Origin of the sequence: Burkholderia sp. IT-111MI5, assembly GCF_949752865.1 — a bacterium.
GTDB lineage: Bacteria > Pseudomonadota > Gammaproteobacteria > Burkholderiales > Burkholderiaceae > Burkholderia > Burkholderia pyrrocinia_C.
Map to the genome: position 1 here is coordinate 47,149 of NZ_CATKIF010000002.1, position 22,278 is coordinate 69,426.

Sequence of the window (22,278 nt, forward strand, 5' to 3'; positions counted from 1 at the left end):
AGCCGCTTTCTGGGTTTGTGTTATCCCGGCTAGTCGCGCTCGTCCGTCACTGCAGATTCGTCGCTGTCGGTCCGGTCGATCGTATCGGCCTCGCGGCGATCGAAATCGAGAACGCAAACGGAAATCGCCCCAGCACGAAGCGCGCCGCAGTCTCGAGCCCGGGATCGCTCAGCTCGACCAGGACCGACATGCCGCCCGAATCATTGGTCGCGACGTCGATCGATGCGCCGGGGGCTCCGCCCTGGTCCAATGCCGCGCGGAGCGCGTAACCCGTCTCGCGGCGCTTGAGTTCCGGTTTGAATATCTTGCCGACGCCCGTGAGCGGGATTGCTTCGACGATTCGGACGTGCTTGGGCAGCGCGGCGCGTTCGGCGATCTCCTGCTGCATGAATACTTCCAGATCGTGTTCGGTAGCGGTCATACCCGGCTTGAGCTGGACATACGCGACCGGTAACTCACCGGCATATGCATCGGGGCGCCCGATTGCCGCGGCGATCCGGACCGCCGGGTGTCGATGCAGCGGTTCCTCGATCGTCGCCGGGTCGATATTGTGTCCGCCGCGGATGATCAGATCCTTCTTGCGGCCGGTCAGCCAAAAGTAACCGTCGACGTCGCAACGACCGAGATCGCCGGTGTTGAGCCAGCGCTTGCCGTCGCCGAGATCGAGCCACAGGGCCTTGTTCTGGTCGGCACGCGTGTAGCCGGTGAAAACGTTCGGCCCGGAGATGGCGAGCAGCCCCTCCTCGTTGGCCGCGCAATCGCGCAGATACCGTCCCGCATCGTCCACGACGACTGCCTTCATCTCCTGGAAGGGGATGCGAAGCCCGATCGATCCGAGCCGGCGCTCGCCGGTCGTCGGGTTGACGCTGCTCACGCACGTTCCTTCGGTCAGGCCGTAGCCTTCGAGAATCCGGATGCCCGTTTTTTCCTGGAAGGCCCTGAAGACGCCGACCGGCATCGGCGCGGCACCGCACAAGCCGTATTCGAGCGAGTCGATAACATGACCGTCGGCAGGAATGTCGAGCAGCGAAGCATAAAGTGTCGGCACGCCACTGAAGAAATTGATGTGATGATGTTCGACGATTTCCCAGAAACGTTTGACGACGCCGTCGCCCCGGTAACCCTGCGGTGTGCCGAGCACGACATGGGCGCCGCGCGAGAACGGCAGAAGGCCGGTCACCATCGCAGCATTGACGTGAAAGAGCGGCAAGCCGCAAAACGTCGTTTTGCCGGGGCCGATACTGTCGCCGAAGAACCGCGCGGCGCTCCATGCGTTCGCCACTTCGTTGCCGTGGCTGCGCATCGCGATTTTCGGCAGCCCGGTGGTTCCACCGGTACAGAAGTAAGAGGACATGTCGCCAGGTTGAATGCGGCGCGCATTGTCGAGCGCCGTACCGGATTCCCGCGCGATTGCCGTACCGAAGTCGTGAATCTGGATGTGCGCAGGCACGGCGCTGCGCAAACCGCCATCGCCGTATTGCTGCGCACACGCGTCATGCTGGAGCTTTTGTATCGTCGACTGCGCCGTGCCCCGCACGCGATCGGCCAAATTGACAAGCACGAGATGCCGCAGCGGCTCGACCTCGTGAAGGATATCCGCGACTTTTTGCCAGAGATCGATCCCGGGAAATGGCGTGAGCGTTACGAGCACGCTGGCACCGGCCGCTTTGAGCAGATTGGCAATCGCTTCGCGCTCAAGCAGTGGATTGATCGCGCATACGATGCCGGTCGCCTGTCCGCCCCAGATCACGAAATGCGTTTCGGGCAGATTGGGCAACAAATAAGCGATCACCGACTGCGAATTCACGCCGAGGCGCGCGAACATGTTGGCCGTGCGCGTGATGTCACGGACCAGTTCGCGATAGGTCCAGCACTCCGCGTCGCGGTGCGCGTCGGCGGTCATGAAAAAGGAGAGGGCAGGGGCGGACGGATCGATGGCCGCACCGGCGCAGATCATCTCGTACGTGCTGGCCGGAAGGTCGGGCGGAAGGCCCTGCGCTTCGATCGCCAGTACGTCGTCCCGGGTCGCGATGCCGTTCATGCTGCTTCGTCCACGATTTCGTTACGTTGCACGCCCAGATCGATCGTCCCGTCGCGGCTCGCGATCCGGGCTTCGACGATATCTCCGGCCTTCAGATACTGCGCGCGTCCCGCCTGCACCTTCATGAACATCTTCCATTTGACGGATTCGGGAAAAAGCGCAACGGCTCGCTGCTTGAGCGGCGACGGGATGCTGAGTGCGCAGCCGGCCGGCGTGCCGGTCGCGAGCAGGTCGCCGGCGCGAAGGTCGTGCACGCCCGACAGCTCGGTCAGTGTTTCCGCCGGACCGTAGACGAGGTTCGATGTCGAGTCCTGCTGACGCACCGCGCCGTTGACGGTCAACGTCAGGTCGAGCGCCTTCAGCTTCGGGAAGTCACGCCGCTCGAGCAGGCACAGATACGGGCCGACCGGGCCAAAGGTCCGGAAGCTCTTGCCCTTGTAGAACTGCATCTGCGGGATCTGGACATCGCGCGCGGAATAGTCGTTGACGATCACGGTGCCGGCGACATACTCGTGCAGGTTCGCGTCCGTGATCTGCCGGTGAGACGTGATGTCGCGTTTGAGGATGAGGCCGAGCTCGATTTCGTAGTCGAGAAACCGGACGTGCCGCGGTTTCACGACCCGTGAGTCGGCAGCGACGATGCAACTCGTCGCCTTCGTGAAGATCAAGTTGAACTTTTTCGCGTCCGGATCCATGCCAGATTCGATCATGTGCCGACGATAGTTCGCGCCCTGGCAAACGAATTGCTGGTTGGCTGTCACCGGTGGCAGCCACTCCACGTCCGACTCCGGAATCGTCGATCCGTCGAGCGTGATGAGTCGCTCAACCGGATTCGCCGCGAGAAAGCTCGCGGTTGTTTCGAAGTCGCCGGGAATCGGCGTGACGGCGCCGTTGGCGACCACACCCCATTGGGCGCGGCCGTTATGCCGGAAGTGCAGGACATGCAGTGACATGACTGGGTCTCTCGTGAGTCGAACAGGCGGAGGGGGATCAGGCGAACAGCTTCGCCAGGGTCAGCAGCTTGCTGATCGTCAGATCGGGACTGCGGCGCAGGTTGCGAAACAGCGCCGCGAGGCTCGACGGCGTGAACCGGGGCTTCGTGAAGCTGCGCGGCATCGTTGGGCCCCACTGCGCCATCGCTTCGCGGCTGACTGCATGCACGCCCGTCGGCTCGTCGGCCGTGAACAGGTCGCCATCGCAATAGTGTTCGTGCTTGTCGCCCCATGGGTCTTGCCAATAGTCGAAGATCTGGCTGCCGAGAATGTGCCGGCCGATGCCCCACCCGTGCGCCCACCCGTTGTCGCGGAGCACGCGCTGGCCCATGCCGACGGCATCGGCGTCGACCAGTTCGTATGCGCTGTGGCTATAAGTCGGCACGAACCCTTGAGCGAGCGCGAGCGTATGGTGATCGGCCGGCCTGTCGCCGAGATCGAGCCGCATGAATGCAACCGCAGGGGAGCCGTCCGGCAGCACCTGGACATCGCTGGGGATGAACCCGAAATGCTGCGTGTACCACGCGCAGGTTTCCTGGTAGTCGGCGAGTTCGAGCACGACGTGCCCGAGCCGAATGATCTCGGGCGCGTGCGCCGGCGGCCGCTGCGTCTCGTTGATCCGCACGGGCGTGTCGACCGAGTTGAACGGGAGCGGAGCACGATGCGGCAACGTTTCGGCCCGTGTCTGGCCTGCAATCGCATCGACCCGAAAACCCGACGGATCGGCGAGCCGCACCCGATGGCCGCCGCCTGGCCAATTCGACGCCTCGATCTCCGACGCGCCAGGGACTTTGGCGAGCGCCTCCAGATCGGCACGACTGTCGACCCGCAATCCGAAGCCTACGAAGCGTGCCTTCGGCGCGTGGCGAACGACATAACAGAAGTGTGCGGTGCCCGTTCCGCGCAGCAGCAATTGCGTGTCATCCCGCATCACCGTTCGGAGACCGAAGTCGTTGAGGAAGTGCTCCGCCTCGTCGAGATCGGGACGATCGAAGATCAGATAGGCGAGCGCCGATGCCTTCGTTGTGGGATGAGGGTGGCGAGCCGGTTGTGTGGTGGTCAGTTTCATGGCGGATGACAGTCAGGCGGATCGAATGGTGCTCGCGAAGGCACACGCCGTCGCACCGAGGGGCTTGCCGCGCAACGGCAGGCGTGCGATCGAACCGCCGCACGACATACCTGGCCGGCCCGCGAATATTGCGAAGTCGATCGTCGATTTCGCATGGAGGCGGCGCTCCCCGTCGCAGGTGCCGGGAGTCCGCAGCGCTTCGTCGCCGAGTGCGATCGCGCGTGGGGCGGCGCGTATCTCGGCAGCCTTGTCGACGATCAAGACGTCGACTTCGTGACGGGCCCGCCGATTGGCCATTGTGGTGCCGATTGACCCGAATCCTGCGATCGGTGCGTCGAGCGCGAAAGGCAGCGCGCGCTCCGTTGAGGAGCGCGAGTTGTCGTTAATGGACGCGCGGGCGCCCGTGTGCAGTTGTGTCTCCACCGTATCTCCATTCGTCGTTCGATCGGTTCTTGAGGGTTTGCCAGCCACCTTGTGTGATATTAAAGTCATAGATGATAATTTTGTCAATGTAGACGTTTGAATCTATACTTGGGCACGAACAAGCATCGGAAACGTCATGACGAATACACCGAGTCGCCGGGCACCCAAGCGCTCCGCTCCGGAAGCATCCAGTCCAGCGGTCGCCGAAGAGCGTGAGCCGCGCGGTGCGCGCCGCAAGCGTGAGACCCGTGCCCGCCTGCTGGACGCCGCGCTCAGACTGATGGCGCAAAAGGGCATGGAAGGCGTCGCCATCAACGAGATCACCGAGGCCGCTGACGTTGGCTTCGGCTCGTTCTACAACCACTTCGAATCGAAGGAGGCGATCTACGCGACCCTTGTGGAATCGGTATTCGAGGAGTTCGCGGATTCGCTCGATCGCCTGGCCAGCGGCTTGTCCGACCCGGCGGAAATCATTTCCGTCTCGGTGCGACATACGTTGATGCGCGCGCGGCGCGAGCCGGTGTGGGGACACTTCCTGATACGCGAGGGCTTTTCGGCGCGCGTCCTGACGCTTGGCCTGGGTCAACGCCTGCTGCGGGACATGGAGCGCGGTATCGCGGAGAAGCGCTTCGTGGTCGCCGACCCATTCGTCGGCTTCCTTTCAGTCGGCGGTACGGTGCTGACCGCAATTGCCGCCGAACTCAACTTCGTCGCTCCGGGCGCACCGGCAGCCGGTGTTCTCAAGGAACTCGGCTTCAGCGGAGAGCATTTTCCGGAACGCACGGCGGCGACGCTGCTGCATACGCTGGGGCTCAAGCGCGCGGAAGCCGAGAAGATCGCAAGCCGGCCGCTGCCCGTCGTGGATGCGGCCGAGACAGCACAGTGACGCAACGGGGTGACACAGGCGGCGGCGAGGTCACCTCGAGTGCTCGTGCGGTACCCATCGGTTGACCGGGTCGATTAGCCGGTCGGGCACGGTCCAGCCGGCGCGTGTCGAAGACGGACGGCAGGGCATGCGCATCGCGGCGTACTACGTCGGCTCGTCGCGCCGTGCGCCAGTACGTAACAGCACGACGCCGAGCACCGCCGCTAGTTCGGCCGACGATGACATGCGGTCAGAGGGGGGCGCCGCGCCGCTTGCCGCGTTCGGTGGCGCGACCGGTTCGGCGTGCATGCTGTCCATGATCTGCCGGAATCCGGCATCGCGCAGCGCGTACAGATACACCTCGACCCACAGCGGGAAACATTCCCAGCCGGCGGCGATGTCCGCGGCGTCGGTGACGGTGCAGTAACCGTCGCCCTCCGGCGCCGCCAACCGAAGCCTCTTGATCATTCGATCATGGTCACGGCGAAGGATCTCGATCAACGGTTCACGCTTGTGTTCGAAGTGTGCATAGAACGCGCCGCGCGTGTAGCCGGCGCCCTCTGCGATATGTTCGACACTCGTATCGGCAAAGCCTTTCGCGATGAATAGTGCGCGAGCAGTGGCGATGAGCCGTTCGCGGGTGTCGAGCCTGCGTTGCTCGCGAGTGAGGCGCGTGCGCTTCATCCTGTGTGGTCCATGTTGGCGGAAATGATTGAAGGGGTGCAACAAGGGGCGCAACACCGCATCCCGCGAAACGTCGGATCGACACAGGAAAAGAACGCTGCGTCGGTCCGCTGTTCATCAGAACACTCTCTTATAACGATGTGACTTGATCGTGCGAGAGCACCGGACCGCACAGCCGCTACCGAAACAAAGTCAATCGCCCGATTCGACTCGCCGCGTCGTAGGGGCCAATTCAATCGACCAGTTGGTCCGGCGCACCGCAATCGATGGCGGGTAGCGCGCTTCGACGATCGAGTGTTCACATGCGGCATCCGGCAGGCGGCGCAACGTGCGAGACTTCCGCACGGATTCCCGCGGCGATCCCAAGCGCGAGCGCATCGAGCGCGCGGCGATACGCATCGACGAGTGCATCGTAGCCCGCCGACGTATCGGCCCGAACGATGCTGCGGCACGTCAGCGCCGGCAGTCCGGCCCCGGAACTCACGCTCCAGGCCGCGTCGAGCAGCACGTGCGACGCCGGCCACGACTCGACATGCTGCATGTCCACGGCGATCCGGTAGACAGGCGTGCCGTCCGGGTGGGCGACGCGGTGAACATCGATCGTGCCGAGCACGGACGCGACGCGAGTCGACAGTCCGTCGCGCATCTCGTCGCCGAGCGGCGCGGCCCAGCGCTCCTGCTCCAGGATGTCGGCGCGCTGGGGGGCGCGCTGCACGACGAGCCGGTTGCCGTCCGCCGGCGCCGCGACGTGCACGGCCTGAATGTCGATCAGCCACGCGGGATGCGCGGCGGTGGTCTCGGCACTCGCATCGTCTGCCACCGCGAGGGTATGGAAATGCACCGGCGGCGAACCGCACGCGCTCAGCACCGCGAGTGCGATGCACGTCGCGATGCGCGCCGACGTGCGAAGCCGACCAAACGCACGCGCTTTCATTGATGGTCCCCCTTGTTACCGAACAGCAGCGACTCGGGATGACGTTCCAGATAGTCCGCGAGCGCGTTCAACGACTGCAGCGTATGCGTGAGCGACTGCATCGCCTCATGCACGTCCGACTGCATTGGCGAATCCTGCCGCAACGTCGACTCCGCCGCGTTGAATGTGCGTTGCGCGGCGGCCAGCGTGTCGCGTGCCTGCGGCACGACCTGCTCGTCGAGGTGGCCGAACAACTGGTTCGCATGCGCCAGCGCGCCGTTCAGATTGTTGCCGATCCGGTCGAACGGAACCTGATCGAGCTTGCGCGCGATGTCGGCGATCTGTACTTGCAGTTCGTCGAGCGTATTGGGCACGGTCGGTAGCTCAACCGGCGTGCGGCGCGCGTCGACGCTCGCGCGCGGCGCCTTCGGGAACATGTCGAGCGCTACGTAGAGCTGACCGGTCAGCAGGCTGCCCGTGCGCAACTGCCCGCGCAGCCCCTGGACCACCAGGTGCTCGATCAGTTCGTGACCGCCGGCCGTATCGGGCGCGGGCAGCGCCGTATCGCTGTGCCGGCTCAGTCGCGACGGATACAGCGCCATCGTGACCTTCATGCTGAAGTTGCGCGAGTGTTCGTTGTACTCGATGCCGATGTTCGTGACCTGACCGAGCACGATGCCGCGCAGATCGACCGGCGCGCCGACCGACAGCCCGCGCAGCGACTGGTCGAAGCGCATGACGACCATCAGCGGCGTGCCATCTGGGTCGCGCATCGCGTCGGCTTCGTCGGGGGCGAGCCGGAACGGCGCATTGTCGGCGGCCTGCGGCGCGTCCGGTTGTCCGGGCGGCGACTGAAACGCGAGACCGCCGACGATCACGGTAGCCAGCGACTGCGTGTTGAGTTTCAGGCCGCTCGAATCGAGCCGCAGATCCACGCCGCTTGCGTGCCACCAGCGCGTATTGACGCTGACGAATTTGTCGTAGGGCGCCCTCACGAATGCCTGCACATCGACGCCGGTACCGTCCTTGTCGAGCGAGAAGCCGACCACCTGACCGACCTGCAGATGCCGATAGAACACCGGTGAGCCGATGTCGATCGAGCCGAGCGAGTCGCCGTGCAGCAGGTAGCGTCGGCCCTGCTGGTCCGCGGTGACGGCAGGCGGCGTCTCGAGGCCGGTGAAATCTGTCTGCTTCTGCGGTGAGTGGCCGAGATCCGCGCCGATGAATGCGCCGGAGAGCAGCGTGCCGAGACCGGAAATGCCGGTGGCGCCCACGCGCGGTCGGACGACCCAGAAGCGCGTGTCGCGGTTCGCGAAGCGTGCGGCGTCGCGCGTCAGTTGAATGCTGACGATCACACGCTTGAAGTCGGGAGTGAGCGTAATGGTCTGGACCGAGCCGATATCGACGTCCTTATAGCGGACCTTGGTCTTGCCGGCTTCGAGGCCTTCGGCGTTGGCGAACGTGACCGCGATCGTCGGACCGTTGGCGGCGACGGTCCGGATCACGAGCGACAGCCCGATCAGTGCGCACAGGAGCGGCACGATCCAGACGAGAGACGGAATCCAGCGGCTGCGCGGCCGGATCTCAGGTGGAGGAAAATCAAACGGAGACATCGTTTTGGAATTCGCGAGAAAGTGGGCGGAGCCGGTTCAGGGTTGGTGATTGGCGGCGGCCGGGCGCGGCGCACCGTCCCAGATGAGCCGCGGATCGAACTGCATCGACGCGCACATGGTCAGCACGACCACGGCGCCGAACGCGAGCGCGCCGGGGCCTGGTGTGATGTCGGCGAACGAGCCGAAATGCACGAGTGCGATCGTCAGCGCGACGACGAATACGTCGAGCATCGACCAGCGGCCTACGCGCTCGACCAGCCGGTGCAGCCGGGCTCGTTCGAGCGGCCGCCATTGCACGCCGCGATGGGCGGCGATCGCCTGAAATGCGAGGATCGCGAGCTTGAGCATCGGCACGAGCACACTCGCGATGAACACGATAGCGGCGAGCAGCCAGTCGCCGGACGTCCAGAAGTACGCGACGCCGCCGAGGATCGTGTCGTCCTCGGCTCGGCCGAGCGAGGTCGCGTGCATGACCGGCAACAGGTTCGCCGGGATATAAAGCAGGGCGGCGGCGGCGACGAGCGCGCCGGTGCGGGCGGCGCTGCGCGGGCGGCGTGCGTGCAGCGGCGAACCGCAGCGCGTGCAGCGCTGGCCGCACGCGTGGGCCGGCTGCACGCGTGCGCAGTGGTGACAGGCGATCAATCCCGCGGTGCGGGCCGTCATGCCCGCCGACCCACTGCTTTCGGTTGTCCGGGGCAACGCATGTCGCGTCATGTCGGGGCGGGGCGGTTTCGTATGGTCGGCGTCGCCCGGCTGCAGAGCGGCGAGTTCGTCGTGCGCTTCCCACAGTCGGGCCGGTTCGACCGTCGACAGCAGGCAGAGCATCACGGTAAGCCCGGCGAACGCGAATAGCGCAGGCCCGGCGAGCACGTGTGCGAGGCTCGTCAGTTTGACGATCGTGATGAGCACGCCGAGCATCAGCACCTCGACCATGCTCCACGGCCGCAATCGGTGAATGCCGCGCAGCACCGACGCGAAGTGGCGCGGTACGCGGCCCGCACGCAACGGCACGAGCAGGTACAGCCATGCGGCCAGCTCGAGTATCGGAAACAGCATCGTCGTGCAGAACACGAGCGCAGCCACCAACGGCTGATCGTTCGACCATAGCGCGCGAACCGCGTCGCCGAGCGTCGCGCGCGACGCAATGCCGGCGGCATCGAGCGCGACGATCGGGAAGGCTTGCGCGATGCAACACGTCGCCAGCGCGGCAACCGTCAATGCGCACATCCGGTCGAGGGATTGGCGGCCGTGCGCCGCACCGCTCACGCGCGCGCGGCATCTCGGGCAGTGTGCCGTCAGCGCGCGCAGGCGCGGCGGACGCTGAAGCAGCAGGTCGCATTCGTGGCAGGCGACCAGGTTGTCGGATTTCATCGGGAATCAATCATGCGGGTAACGAAGGCCGGCACCGCGCGATGCACGGTACGCCGGGCATCGCGCGTCGAGATTGCGGACCAGCGCGGCCCGAAGGCGCGCGGCCGGTCCGTCGACTCACGCAGCGGCTACTGCCGGGCCGCGACCGTCGTGCCGGTGTCGGGCGGCAGTTCGCCCATCGCCTGCAGCAGCGCCGCCGTATCGGTCATCCGGCGGCTCGCGGCACGCACCGCGTCGAGTTCCGCGTTCAGATAGGTCTGCTCGCTCGACCGTTGCGCGGACATCGGAACGGCACCCAACGTGCGGCGTTGCGCCGTTTCGTCGAACGCTTCGCTTGCCGCGCGCGCCGCGAGTTCGTTCGCGGCCAGCGCTTGCGCGTCGTTGTCCAGCGCGGCGAGCGAATCGGCGACGTCGCCGAATGCGGACAGCACCGCCGCCTTGTACTGCAGCACTGCGGCGTCGTATGCATCGCGCGACGCCCGCCGGTGAGCCAGCAGCGCACCGCCGTGGAAGATCGGCTGCGACAGCCCGGCGCCGACGGCCCACAGCCCGCCCGCGCCCGACAACAGCGCCGGCCAGCTGAAGCCGCCGCGCCCCATCGTCGCGGTGAGCGACAGGCTCGGGAACAGCTGGGCGGTCGCCTCGCCGACGTCCGCCGATGCCGCCTTCACGGCTGCCGCGGCCGCGCGGATGTCCGGGCGTGCCTTCAGCAGGTCGGACGGCACCGCCACGGGCACATGTTCCGGCAGCGACAGGCCGGTGAAAGACGGGACCGGCGGCGGTGCGTCGGGCGTGCGGCCCAGCAGGATCGCCAGCGCGTGAACCGCGCTCGCACGTTGTTGGCGCAGCGGCGGCAGCGTCGCGGCAAGCGACGCCGCACCCTGCGTCGACGCCAGCGCTTGCACGTGTGACACCGCGCCGAGCGCGTAACGCTGCTGGTCTTCGAGTGCGGATGCCTCGGCGACGGCGACCAGGCGCTCCGTCAGCAGGATCTGGCGGTCGAGCGCCGCGGCGCGGATGGCAGTGCCGACGATGTTGGCCGCCAGCGCACGCCTTGCCGCTTCGAGTTCGCAACCGCGCACGTCGACGCGCGCGGCGCTCGCCTCGTTCGCATATCGCGTGGCGCCGAACAGGTCGAAGGTGTAATGCGCCTGCAGTTGTCCGACGAAGACGTTGTAGCGCAGGCTTTGCGCGCCTGCGCCTGAGATGTCCGGCGTGCGCGTGCGGGCCACCTGCGCGTTCGCGTCGATCGACGGCAGCGTCGACGCGCCGATCTGCGCGCGCAGTTCCTCCTGCGCGGCGGCGAGCGTCTTTTCCGTCGCGGCCAGCGTCGGGTTCGCGCGCAGGCCTTCATCGACCAGCGCGTCGAGCGCGCTGGAGCGATACAGGCGCCACCATTGGGGGACAGGCACGGCGCCGACGTCGAATTGCTGCGCGACGCCCGCCGCCTCGGCGGTGCGCGATGCCTGAGGCGTCGCGCCGTAGTACGCCGGCGACGGCATCGCGGGCGGCGTACTGCTCGGGGCCATCGCACAGCCGCCCAGGCCAAGCGCCGCGCTGGCGGCCAGCATCGATGTGATACGAGAGGGTTTCATCAGCATGTCTCCGAGGACGCGACGTCCAATGCGCGCGACTCGCGTTCGTCGGCGCGCACCTTGAAGCAGGTCGCGTAGAGCGCCGGCAGGAAGAAGATGGTCAGCACGGTCGCGATCGTGATGCCGCCCATCAGCGCGGTGGCCATCGGGCCGAAGAAGCCGGAACGCAACAGCGGAATCAGTGCGAGTACCGCGGCGGCGGCCGTCAGCATGATCGGCCGGAAGCGGCGCACCGTTGCGCCTACGATCGCGGTGAAGCGTGGCTGCCCGGCCGCGATGTCCTGGTCGATCTGATCGACCAGGATCACGGAATTGCGCATGATGATCCCGAACATCGCGATCACGCCGAGCAGCGCGACGAAGCCGAACGGCTTGCCGAACAGCAGCAGTGCTGCGACGACGCCGATCAGGCCGAGCGGTGCCGTCAGCACGACGATGAAGGTGCGCGAGAAGCGCTTCAGCTGGATCATCAGCAGCGTCAGCACCGCGATGATCATGAGCGGCATCTGCGCATTGATCGACGTCTGGCCCTTCACGCTTTCCTCGGCCGCGCCGCCGATCTCGATCCGGTAACCGGTCGGCAAAGTGGCGCGTAGCTTCGACAGCGCGGCGTCGATGTCGCGCGTCACGCCGATGCTCGGCGCTTCGCCGCGCACGTCGGCCTGCACGGTGACCGTCGGCTGGCGGTCGCGCTCCCAGATCACGCCATATTCGAGCGTGTCGCGCACATGGCCGATCGTGCCGAGCGGCACCGGACCGTGCGGCGTCGGGATCGCCAGGCCGGCGAGTTTCGACGGGTCGATGCGTTCGCTCTTCGGCGCCCGCAGGTCGACGTCGATCAGCTTGTCGCGCTCGCGATATTGCGTGACCGTATAGCCGGACAGCGTCATCGCAAGGAAACCCGATACGTCTTCCGACGTCACGCCGAGCTGGCGTGCCTTGAGCTGGTCGATCTCGAACGAGACCGACCGCTCGGCCGGCTCGTCCCAGTCGAACTGCACGTTGCGCGTGCGGGCATCAGCGCGCACCTTGTCCGCCACTTTTTCGGCAATGTCGCGCACGGTCGCGATATCGTCGCCGCTGACCCGGAACTTGATCGGGAAGCCGACGGGCGGCCCGTTTTCGAGCCGCGCCACACGCGTGCGCATGGTCGGGAACCCGGTCGCGAGCGTCGACTCAAGCCAGTGCGACAGTCGGTCCCGCGCCTCGACGTCCTTGGCCGTGATCACGAACTGCGCGAAGTTGGGCTGCTGGAGCTGCTGGTCGAGCGGCAGATAGAAGCGCGGCGCGCCCGTGCCGACGAAGTCGACGACGTGATCGATTTCAGGCCGACCGTCGAGCGCCTTTTCGAGCCGCTTCGCCTCACGCAGCGTCGCGTCGAACGAAGCGCCTTCCGGCAGGCGCACGTCGACCAGCAATTCGGGCCGCTCGGAATTCGGGAAGAACTGCTGCGGCACGCGCGTGAATGCCGCCATCGCGATCGCGAACAGCACGGCGGTGACGCCGAGCACCACCCAGCGGCGCTCGATGCAGACCGAGATCCAGCCGGACAGCCGGCGGTAGAACCCCGTGTCGTACACCTCGTCACCATGCGCGTGACCGTCGCGATGCGCGTGCTCGGGCAGCATGTGGTAGCCGAGCAGCGGCACCAGCACGACGGCCGCGAACCACGACACGATCAGCGAGATGGCCGACACCTCGAAAATCGAACGCGTGTATTCTCCGGTGCTCGATTTCGCGAGCGCGATCGGCAGGAAACCCGATACCGTGACGAGCGTTCCGGTGAGCATCGGGAACGCCGTGCTCGTGTATGCGAACGCCGCGGCGCGTGCACGGCTCCAGCCCTGCTCGAGTTTCACCGCCATCATCTCGACGGCGATGATCGCATCGTCCACCAGCAGCCCGAGCGCGAGCACCAGCGTGCCGAGCGACACTTTGTCGAGGCCGATGCCGAACGCGTGCATGCACAGTGCCGTCACGGCGAGCACGATCGGAATCGTGATGACGACGACCATGCCGGTGCGCAAGCCTAGCGACACGAGGCTGACGACGAGCACGATCGCGACGGCTTCGCCGACCGCTTCGACGAAGTCGTCCACCGAGTGCTTCACGGCATGCGGCATGCTGGACACCGCGGCCAGCTTCAGACCGGCCGGCAAACCGCGCTGCAGCTCGGCTGCCTTCGCGTCGAGCGCCTTGCCGAGATCGATTACGTCACCGCCTTTCTGCATCGTCACACCGATGCCGAGCACTGCGTGACCGTTCGTACGCATCTGCGTGACCGGCGGATCGTCGTAGCCGCGCGTGACCTTCGCGACGTCGCCGAGCCGGAACGTCCGGCCGTTCACCGTGATGAGCATGTCGGCGAGCGCCTGCGTGTCCTTAAACGCACCGCTCGGTCGTACGAACACGCGATCGTCGGCCGTCGTGACCGTGCCTACCGGGGCGACGGCGTTTTGCGCGTCGATGGCCTGCGCGAGCTGCTGCGGCGTGATCGCGAGGCGCGTCAGCTGCGCATTCGAGATTTCGACGAACACATGCTGGGCGGGGTCGCCGAAGTAGTCGACCTTCGCGACGCCCGGCACGCGCAACAGCACGGAGCGCAGCTTGTCCGCGTAGTCGTGCAGTTGCGCGGGCGAGTAGCCGTCGCCCTCGAGCGCATAGATGTTGGTGTAGACGTCACCGAATTCGTCGTTGAAGAACGGGCCGACGACGCCCTTGGGCAGCGTCGCGCGGATGTCGCCGACTTTCTTGCGCACCTGGTACCAGGTTTCCGGCACCTGGTCGACCGGCGCCGAATCCTTCATCGCGAAGAAGATCATCGACTCGCCGGGGCGCGAGTAGCTCTTGATGTTGTCGACGTAAGGCGCGGCCTGAAGCTGACGGCCGATCCGGTCCGTGACCTGTTCCTGCACTTCGCGCGCAGTGGCGCCCGGCCAGTACGTCTGGATCACCATGGTGCGAAACGTGAACGGCGGATCCTCGGACTGTGCGAGACGCGTATAGCCGATCACGCCGAAGATCGTCGCGAGGCCGATGAGGAAGATCACCAGTTGCTGATGCTTCAGCGCCCATGCGGAGAGGTTGAAACGGCCGTCGTCGTGCGATGCCGCGCCGGTTCGTGCACCGAGCGCGCCGTCGGTCGAGGGTCGGTGTTCTGGGGCATTCATGACGTGAAGTCCTCCGCATGCAGCGGCGGCACGACGCGGACGTGCTGGCCGGTACTGACCGTATGGACGCCTTGCATCACGACACGTTCGTTGTCCGCGAGCCCCGACGTGACGGTGATCGTGCGTTCGTCGTAGCGTCCGACCGACACCGGGCGCAGTTCCAGCGTGTCGCTGCCCTTGCGGACGACCCAGACGGCCGGCGCGTCGCCGCGATGAAAGAGGGCGGTGGCCGGCAGCGTGATCGCGTGGTCCGCGGCGATGTCGGTGGCGCCGTCGAACGTGATGCTGGCGGTCATCCCGGAGCGCGCATCCGGCCCCGGTGCGAGCAGCGTCAGCTTCACGCGCCAGGTGCGGCTCTGCGGATCGGCGGCCGCCGCGACTTCGCGCACGCGTGCGTCCAGCACCTTGCCCGGCAGTGCCGTCAGGCTGACGTGTGCGGTGCGGCCGACCGCGAGATCGCGCAGGTCGCGCTCCGAGACGTCACAGACGATGTCGAGGTCCCCGCTCCAGTCCAGATGAAACACCGCCTGGCCCGGTTCAACGTTCTGCCCGGTATCTGCGTCTTCCGACGTGACGACTCCGTCGTGATCCGCAATCAGCGTCGCGTAGCGTAGGTGATCGCCCGCGAGCGCCATTTGCGCAAGGGCGGAATCGCGTTGCGCGACCGCCGATGCATACGCGTCCTGCGTCGTCTCGAGCTGCGCGGGTGCGATCAGGTTGGCCTGAGCCTGGGCGCGGTCGCGATCCAGCTGCTGCTTCGCATAGGCAACGCGATGCTCGGCGGCATCGAGCTGGGCGCGCGCGTTCAGCAGCGTGTTGTGCAGATCCGCGGGATCGAGCATCGCGAGGGTCTGGCCGGCCTTGACGGTGTCGCCGATGCGTACGCGCCGCTCAACGAGCTTGCCGCCGACCCGAAACGACAGCGGCGTCGAATATCGCGCTTGAACCTGTGCGGGCAACACGCGCTGCACTGCGCCGTTGTCCTCATGAACTGGCAGCGCGACCACCGGTTGCAGTTCGGGCGCGGGGGCCTCGTGCGGGTGGCAAGCCGCGAGGAGAATCGCACAGCAGGCGAACGCGATCGGGGCGCGCCGAAGCGGTGGCGCGATGCGTGTCAGAAACGGGCGCGTTGAAGTCCGCGCGTCAAGACCGGGTGATTTCACGATGCTTCCAAGACAAGTGAGGGTCAAACTAAAAAGGGGGCGGCGACCACGGCGGGTCACCTCGGTTTATGCAGATGCGCGCGGGCGTCTCCGCCGACGGTGCGCATGACGATCAATCAGTACTCCGACGTTTGAGGTCCAGATCGTTCCGATTGCCGACATGACACGGCTTGCGCACGGCGATGGCCGTCGAGTGTGCCGACGGGGCCGCCTGCGCGTCACCGACGCTCGCTGGCGTGGGTCCGAAACAGTGTCTGGACAGGAACCGGTTCTGCGATTTTCGAGATTAGACTCATAACTGATAATATTGTCAAGTATGAGTGAATAATCTAGAATTGCGTCATGCAGAAAATTCTTATGGAAAGGGAAGGTGCGCTTGTGGACGACAAACCGGTCCGGCCGCGTCGCCCGAACGCGTCAGCGGCTGAAGCGGAACAGCGTCAACCGCGCGGTGCCCGGCGCAAGGAGGCGACACGTATGCGCTTGCTGCGGGCGGCGTTCGGTCTGATGGCGGAAAAGGGCAGGGACAACGTCGCGATCAGCGAGATCACCGAGGCTGCGGATGTGGGGTTCGGCTCGTTTTACTACCACTTCGAATCGAAGGACGGCATCTTCGCCGCGCTGACGGAGTGGGTGTTCGACGATTTTGCGGACGGACTCGAGCGTCTTGCGAGCGGTTTGTCGGATCCGGCCGAGGTCGTGTCGGTTTGCGTGCGTCACACGTTGATGCGCGCGCGCCGCGAGCGGCTCTGGGCGCGGTTCCTGATGCGGGAGGGACTTTCCGCGCGCGCGCTCGGCCACGGGCTGGGCCGGCGTTTGCGGCGGGACAGCGAGCGCGGAATCGCGGCACGCCGCTTCGTCGTCGGCGATCCGTTCATGAGCGTGCTCGCGATGACGGGGACGATCTTGGCGGCAATCGCGGCGGAGTCCTACGCGGGCGACGCGGCTGCGGGCGCGGCGCGAAAGCCGATGGGGGACGAGGGCCGGCTCCCCGAGCGGGCTGCGGCGATGGTATTGCAGACGCTCGGCCTGACGTGTGCCGAGGCACTTGACGTGGCGAACCGACCGTTGCCGCCCGGCGACTTCGCCGCAGCGGAGAGCGGTTGACCGGCGGTCGCCGCCGACACAGGTCCGGCCGATCCACTAGGTAGGGATCCCTTCGATCTCCGTGCATTTTTCCGGTTACAGGTCGCTTGGCCCAGCAATGCCTTGCCTTGCAGCCCTAAATAGAAATCTTTAAGAATCAGTGCGTTGCTGACTACCCTGTTCTGAGGGCAATAAGGAGATCGATCATCTCCTCGATGTGTCGCATGGATAAACGTCGCACTTTGGACGCCTGGCGGGGCATTTCTGAATCGAGGGCCGCCACCGGACCCCATCGCTGCGTTTTCTACGTGCTCCTTCGACAAATTCGCGTGCACGAGCGACGTCAATGCCTCTTCCGCCGGTGCGTTGGCCGCAATGCCGGCCGACACGGCGACGGTTTTGGCCCCTGCACGGTCCGCCGCCTCGGCCAGCATCGCGTCGCGTGACGGGGAGTGGGCGTAAAAGCCGCCATGCGTCAGGTCGGCTTCCTTCATGATGTCGGCGACACCGGTGCCGTCATAGCCGCTGCGCCGGATCGCGCGCGCGGCGCGCTCCGACAATGCGTTGGTTGGTCAGTTCCTTGCGTCGAGATGCGGTTGGTGGAAACAGCTGCGCATTGAAATGATGTGTATCAAATACCAGTTCCGCGTCTAGGCGCGGATCAGCAGGCGCTACCGTCTCATAGTTTATTCGGGCCTCTTGCCGACGCTCCCGCTGGCGGGGCTGGCGAGGCCCCATGCCGGGCGGCCGAACGAGCAATTCGGCCCGGGATGCCTGGTCGTGTCAGGTCCCTCTTCGCTTACGTGTCGGCGCGGTCGATTCGACTTCCTGTGTGCTCGCCCGCATGCCTACGACGCGGCTCGTGGCGGCCTCGACGCTCGCGCGCGTCGCGCCGAGGCCGACGACCAGGTTGTTGCACATCGGCACCAGGATCTCCGAAGGCGGATCCGCCACGTCGGCAAAGTGACCCGCCAGCTCGAGCGTGACGAATCCATGCACCGCGCCCCAAAGTTGCAGGCCAATGTGAACGGGATCGGTTTGCCGCACGCACCCGGTTTCCACCAGACGAGCGCATGTATCAACCAGAAGGGCAAATGCCGCCTTGAACGCTGACGAATGTACGCTCGGGACCGCATTCGCGCCAGCCCGAGCCGGACCATATCTGCTGTGGATTGAGAGGCCGAACATCAAGTCGTACAAATGCGCATTGCATCGTGCAGCATCCCGATGCGCCAGCGCCATCGCGCACAGATCGGCCAACGGATCGTCAGTTTTTGGAACCTGTTCGAATGCGGCGACCAGCCTTCGAAGCCCCTCGTCGGCAACGGCCCGAAGCAATTCCGGAACACCGCCGAAATAGTTGTAAACGCCGATCGTGGACAGGCCTGCTTCGTTCGCTACCGAGCGCGCCTTGACTTCGGAGGGCCCATTCGTCGCAAGCAAACGAATCGTCGCTTCGATGAGACGGGTGCGGACATCAGGGTTTGACCTATCAGTGGACATATTGCGGAGGCCTCATAACGAAGTTATTCTACCAAATAACGAAGTTATGGATAGTGACCTCGAGCGGGCAAAAGGCTGAATGGACGTCATGCCCGTCACGCAGCCCTCGATGACAGACATGCAGCATTGGCTTGGTATTAAGTAATGCGAAACGATAGGGAAGAGCGCTTGAATTCGCTGTGTCGGCGCTTTCCCTTCGCGCAGCCAATGCGACGCTGAAGGCCGTCATTGTCTTCCACGTGGAACCAGCGGCGAATGCCTGCAACAGCGCGAATTTCGATCATCGAATCGAAGCCGCCTCGAGAGGCGCGTGCCGTGATAGACCCACGAAGAGCGTATCGGCTCTTCAAGTTTCAGAGGATTCGGAGATGAAAATGACACCTGCGATGCCCGGGCGCCTCGATATCGAAGCCCGAGGCACCGTATTGATCGTACGACTGGACGGCGGTCCGCTGGGGCTGATGGGACTGAACATGGCCAACGCGCTCGCCGCGCTGGTGGACAAAGTGGAATCTGACGATTCCGTCAAAGCAGTCGTCCTGACAGGAACGCATCCGGGGCGATTCATCGGCCACGCGGACGTTCGTTGGCTGCAGGAGGGTGGCAAGAGCATACCGGAAGTGGGGCTGGGTCTTGCCTCCGCGATCGCGCGCGCCTCCGCCGCAGTTCGACGCGTGCCTCCGCTGGCGGCCGTCGCCTCCGTCACGCCGATGGAGGGCGGGATGCAACTGGATGCATTGCACGACACGTTCCTGCGGATGAATCGGTGCGGGATCATCTTCGTTGCCGCGCTCAATGGGTCGGCGCTCGGCCTGGGCAGCGAGCTTGCACAGGCGTGCGACGTCCGCCTGATGGCGGATGGTGATTTCTTCATTGGGCAGCCGGAAATACTGCTCGGCATCAATCCCGGCGGCGGCGGCACGCAACGCCTGACTCGACTGGTGGGCGCCCATCGTGCCCTCATGATGATGCTCGAGGGGCGCCCGGTGCAGCCGAGAAAGGCGCTCGAAATCGGCCTCGTTGATGAAGTGGTATCGCCCGACGAACTGCTCGATCGGGCCGTCGAACTTGCGCGATACATGAGTTCCCGTCCGCGTGACGCAATCGCAGCGATCAAACGGGCGGTGTACCTCGGCGGCTCCATGTCGCTTGAAGAAGGCCTGCATGTCGAGCGCACGGAATTCATTTCTATCTCGCCGACCGAGACCGCGCAATCCTTGATGGTCGAATACCTCGAACGTACCGCTCGCGACGGTGATCTGCCGTTGTACGACCCGGCCGTCTACAAGGAAGCGCTCGAGAGCGGCCGTTTCCCTTTGCACAGCAATGGTTCAAAAAAATGAGCACCCTTTCAATCCCACAGACGCCTCACCGGTTCACGCGCCGGGAAGTGCAGTTCGTCTCCGGCGAAACTTACTGCACGGCGTGGCTCTACCTGCCGGTCGGCGTGAAGCGGCCGCCGGTCGTCGTGCTCGGGCACGGGCTCGGCGCGGTTCGAGAAATGCGTTTGGATGCCTATTCCGAACGGTTTGCAGCGGCAGGCATAGCCGCATTGGCGTTCACGTATCGTTATTTTGGCGACAGCGGCGGCACACCCAGGCAACTGATGTCTGTGAAACGTCAGCTTGCCGACTGGGACGCGGCACTGAATTTCGTCAAAGGGTGTGCCGACGTCGACGGAAACCGCGTCGCGATCTGGGGGAGTTCCTTCGGCGGGGGGCACGCCATTCGCGTGGCCAGCCGTCATCCCGAACTGCTGGCAGCGATTAGCCAGTGTCCGTTTACAGACGGTCTGGCCTCCGCGCTTGCGTTGGGCGTGCGGGCGTCGATGCGCATGACCCCTGTCGTCATGCGTGATTTCGCGGCGAAGCTGTTTGGCCGTCCGCCCGTGATGGTGCCGATAGCCGCCACGCCCGGCCAGCCGGCATTGATGAACGCACACGATGCGCTGTCGGGTTATCTGGCGCTGGTGCCCAAGGGGCTGAAGTTCGTCAATCACGTATCGGCGAGAGTGATTCCTGAAATTGCGACTTACCGGCCCGGACGCTCGGCTGCGAAGGTCCGGTCGCCCATCCTATTTTGTGTCAGCACGACGGATACGGTTACTCCGGCGGATCGGACCATCGCGCTGGTCAAGCACGCGCCGCGCGGCGAAATCAAGCTGTACGGTGCCGGACATTTCGACTTCTATCTGGGCGAGCCCTTCGAACGCCTGGTGTCTGATCAGGTTCGCTTCTTGACCGAACACCTGCTCGGATCCTCGGCGCGCTGATTCGGATGCCGAACGTACCAAACTACCTAGAGAGAGCAATGATGCGCTTTTCCAAACTTCCCGACCTGCGCGCGGCGTCGGCGCCCGACGCGCCATGTATCGCGGATGCCTCTACCGCACTGTCCAACAGGGAGTTTCACGCCCGCGTCGTCGAGGCGGCAGAGGTGCTCGCGAATCTGGGCGTAGGGGCGGGAGACGTCGTCGCGGTCATGCTGCCGAACCGGGTGGAGTTCGTCGTGGCGATGTTCGCCGCATGGCGTCTGGGCGCTGCAGTCACGCCTGTCAAGCCCAGTCTGACGAGCAAGGAGGCCACCCATCAAATCGTCGATTCCGGCGCGAAGCTCGTCATCGACGTGGCCGGTGACGAGGTCGTTCCCGGTATTAATTCCGTGGCGGTTGCAGCACTGCGGAGGGTAGCGCGCGACACCCGGGAGCCGTTCGACAATCCTGCGGCACTGGCATTGCTGATCTACACGAGCGGCACGACCGGCCTACCCAAGGGCGTGATGCTGGATCATGCCAACGTCGAAGCCATGTCGGAAATGGGACTGCGCTCGCTCGACGTCACGTCGGCGGACCACAGCATGCTGGTTTTGCCGCTGTTCCATGTCAACGGCATCATGGTCAGTACCCTCATGCCGCTTATCGCCGGTGGCCGCGTCACGCTGCGCGAGCGGTTCGACATCGACACATTCTTCGACGATGTCGAGCGATGTCGACCGACGTTCTTTTCCGGCGTACCGACGATCTACGCGCTGCTCAACGCGCTGCCAGACCATGTCAAACCCGACACGTCGAGCCTGCGGTACGGGATCTGCGGCGCGGCACCCGCGCCTGCGGATCTACTGAAAAGCTTCGAGATCCGCTACGGGTTTCCGTTGATCGAAGGGTACGGACTGTCCGAAGGCACCTGTGGCTCGACCATCAACCCGTTCGACGGCGTGCGCAAGGCCGGTACGGTTGGCCTGCCATTCGCCGGTCAACGGATTGCGATCGCCGATCCTGACGGAACGCACTTGCCGCAGGGTTCGACTGGCGAAGTGCTGATCCAGGGCCCCAACGTCATGCGCGGCTATCTCGGCAGGCCCGAGGAAACGGCGAAGACCATTGTCGACGGCTGGCTGCACACGGGTGACATCGGGCGTATTGACGAGGACGGTTACCTTTCCATCGTCGGACGCTTGAAAGAGATGATCATTCGCGGCGGCGAAAACATCTATCCGAAGGAAATCGAAGACGCGTTGTCCGAATTCCCGGGCGTGCTCGAAGCGGCTGTGATCGGCGCCGCCGACGAGACGTTCGGCGAAATCGTCATTGCCTACGTCGCATCCCGCCCGGGATTCACGTGCGTGGAGGCCGAACTGAAGGAACACTGCGCGGTCCGTTTGACGCGCTACAAGCGACCCGTGGCGATCAACGTCGTCGACAGCCTCCCCAAGAACGCGGTGGGGAAGATCGACAAGCTGAAGCTGCGCGACATGTGGTCGACCGCCAGCAGATGACCCTGGCTGGCAAGCC

The 22,278-nt window shown here is 65.1% G+C and carries 17 protein-coding genes and 1 pseudogene; 5 read left to right on the top strand and 13 right to left on the bottom strand.

What is annotated here, in order from left to right:
• Window positions 1-46: 46 nt before the first annotated feature.
• The 4 genes from ACM6JT_RS01330 to ACM6JT_RS01345 are packed head-to-tail and all read right to left on the bottom strand — an operon-like array spanning window position 47 to window position 4,525.
• Entirely contained in the window at window positions 47-2,041 is a 1,995-nt protein-coding gene (locus tag ACM6JT_RS01330; RefSeq protein ID WP_414855848.1) for an acyl-CoA synthetase, read from the bottom strand.
• Window positions 2,038-2,994, bottom strand: coding sequence for a fumarylacetoacetate hydrolase family protein (locus ACM6JT_RS01335; protein ID WP_414855849.1), 957 nt, complete (start codon window positions 2,992-2,994; stop codon window positions 2,038-2,040). Before ACM6JT_RS01335 ends, ACM6JT_RS01330 begins: the two co-directional genes overlap by 4 nt.
• A 37-nt stretch (window positions 2,995-3,031) precedes the next feature.
• Window positions 3,032-4,102 carry a VOC family protein gene (locus ACM6JT_RS01340; protein ID WP_414855850.1) on the bottom strand — a complete coding sequence of 357 codons (1,071 nt, stop codon included), beginning with the start codon at window positions 4,100-4,102 and terminating at the stop codon, window positions 3,032-3,034.
• Window positions 4,103-4,114: 12 nt separating this feature from the next.
• On the bottom strand, window positions 4,115-4,525 hold the full coding sequence (locus ACM6JT_RS01345) for a hypothetical protein (RefSeq protein WP_243712288.1): 411 nt from the start codon (window positions 4,523-4,525) through the stop codon (window positions 4,115-4,117).
• Between the two features lie 136 nt (window positions 4,526-4,661).
• On the opposite strand from ACM6JT_RS01345, the gene ACM6JT_RS01350 reads away from it, so the two are divergent.
• On the top strand, window positions 4,662-5,411 hold the full coding sequence (locus ACM6JT_RS01350) for a TetR/AcrR family transcriptional regulator (RefSeq protein WP_131947009.1): 750 nt from the start codon (window positions 4,662-4,664) through the stop codon (window positions 5,409-5,411).
• A 144-nt stretch (window positions 5,412-5,555) separates the two neighbouring features.
• Here the strand turns inward: ACM6JT_RS01350 and ACM6JT_RS01355 are convergent, their stop codons facing one another.
• The 7 genes from ACM6JT_RS01355 to ACM6JT_RS01385 form a co-directional block, all read right to left on the bottom strand.
• Window positions 5,556-6,074 carry a TetR/AcrR family transcriptional regulator gene (locus ACM6JT_RS01355; RefSeq protein ID WP_414855851.1) on the bottom strand — a complete coding sequence of 173 codons (519 nt, stop codon included), beginning with the start codon at window positions 6,072-6,074 and terminating at the stop codon, window positions 5,556-5,558.
• Between the two features lie 298 nt (window positions 6,075-6,372).
• Window positions 6,373-7,008, bottom strand: a complete 636-nt coding sequence (locus tag ACM6JT_RS01360) for a membrane integrity-associated transporter subunit PqiC (protein ID WP_243712286.1) — start codon at window positions 7,006-7,008, stop codon at window positions 6,373-6,375.
• Window positions 7,005-8,600, bottom strand: coding sequence for an intermembrane transport protein PqiB (locus ACM6JT_RS01365; protein ID WP_414855852.1), 1,596 nt, complete (start codon window positions 8,598-8,600; stop codon window positions 7,005-7,007). The genes ACM6JT_RS01360 and ACM6JT_RS01365 overlap by 4 nt, the downstream gene beginning before the upstream one ends.
• Before the next feature lie 36 nt (window positions 8,601-8,636).
• A complete protein-coding gene (locus ACM6JT_RS01370; RefSeq protein WP_243566889.1) occupies window positions 8,637-9,971 on the bottom strand; it encodes a paraquat-inducible protein A in 1,335 nt (444 codons plus the stop codon).
• A 128-nt stretch (window positions 9,972-10,099) separates the two neighbouring features.
• Window positions 10,100-11,566: an efflux transporter outer membrane subunit gene (locus tag ACM6JT_RS01375; RefSeq protein WP_414855853.1), complete on the bottom strand. Its 1,467-nt coding sequence runs from the start codon at window positions 11,564-11,566 to the stop codon at window positions 10,100-10,102.
• Complete coding sequence (locus ACM6JT_RS01380) at window positions 11,566-14,736, bottom strand: efflux RND transporter permease subunit (RefSeq protein ID WP_414855854.1); 3,171 nt, start codon at window positions 14,734-14,736, stop codon at window positions 11,566-11,568. The genes ACM6JT_RS01375 and ACM6JT_RS01380 overlap by 1 nt, the downstream gene beginning before the upstream one ends.
• Window positions 14,733-15,899: an efflux RND transporter periplasmic adaptor subunit gene (locus ACM6JT_RS01385; RefSeq protein ID WP_131947003.1), complete on the bottom strand. Its 1,167-nt coding sequence runs from the start codon at window positions 15,897-15,899 to the stop codon at window positions 14,733-14,735. The genes ACM6JT_RS01380 and ACM6JT_RS01385 overlap by 4 nt, the downstream gene beginning before the upstream one ends.
• Before the next feature lie 342 nt (window positions 15,900-16,241).
• Here ACM6JT_RS01385 and ACM6JT_RS01390 point away from each other — a divergent pair, with 342 nt between their 5' ends.
• Window positions 16,242-17,006, top strand: coding sequence for a TetR/AcrR family transcriptional regulator (locus tag ACM6JT_RS01390; protein WP_414855855.1), 765 nt, complete (start codon window positions 16,242-16,244; stop codon window positions 17,004-17,006).
• A 172-nt stretch (window positions 17,007-17,178) separates the two neighbouring features.
• Here the strand turns inward: ACM6JT_RS01390 and ACM6JT_RS01395 are convergent.
• Together ACM6JT_RS01395 and ACM6JT_RS01400 are read right to left on the bottom strand one after the other, a co-directional pair.
• A pseudogene (locus ACM6JT_RS01395) lies at window positions 17,179-17,561 on the bottom strand (TetR/AcrR family transcriptional regulator); the annotation flags it as partial.
• A gap of 207 nt (window positions 17,562-17,768) precedes the next feature.
• Window positions 17,769-18,488 carry a TetR/AcrR family transcriptional regulator gene (locus tag ACM6JT_RS01400; RefSeq protein ID WP_126365528.1) on the bottom strand — a complete coding sequence of 240 codons (720 nt, stop codon included), beginning with the start codon at window positions 18,486-18,488 and terminating at the stop codon, window positions 17,769-17,771.
• Between the two features lie 368 nt (window positions 18,489-18,856).
• Between ACM6JT_RS01400 and ACM6JT_RS01405 the strand changes: the two genes are divergently transcribed.
• The 3 genes from ACM6JT_RS01405 to ACM6JT_RS01415 are packed head-to-tail and all read left to right on the top strand — an operon-like array spanning window position 18,857 to window position 22,262.
• Entirely contained in the window at window positions 18,857-19,831 is a 975-nt protein-coding gene (locus ACM6JT_RS01405) for an enoyl-CoA hydratase/isomerase family protein (protein WP_096476065.1), read from the top strand.
• Window positions 19,828-20,760 (top strand): alpha/beta hydrolase, encoded by a 933-nt coding sequence (locus ACM6JT_RS01410; protein ID WP_131947002.1) that lies wholly within the window; start codon window positions 19,828-19,830, stop codon window positions 20,758-20,760. The genes ACM6JT_RS01405 and ACM6JT_RS01410 overlap by 4 nt, the downstream gene beginning before the upstream one ends.
• Window positions 20,761-20,798: 38 nt before the next feature.
• On the top strand, window positions 20,799-22,262 hold the full coding sequence (locus ACM6JT_RS01415; RefSeq protein ID WP_207921085.1) for a class I adenylate-forming enzyme family protein: 1,464 nt from the start codon (window positions 20,799-20,801) through the stop codon (window positions 22,260-22,262).
• The last annotated feature ends 16 nt before the right edge of the window (window positions 22,263-22,278 follow it).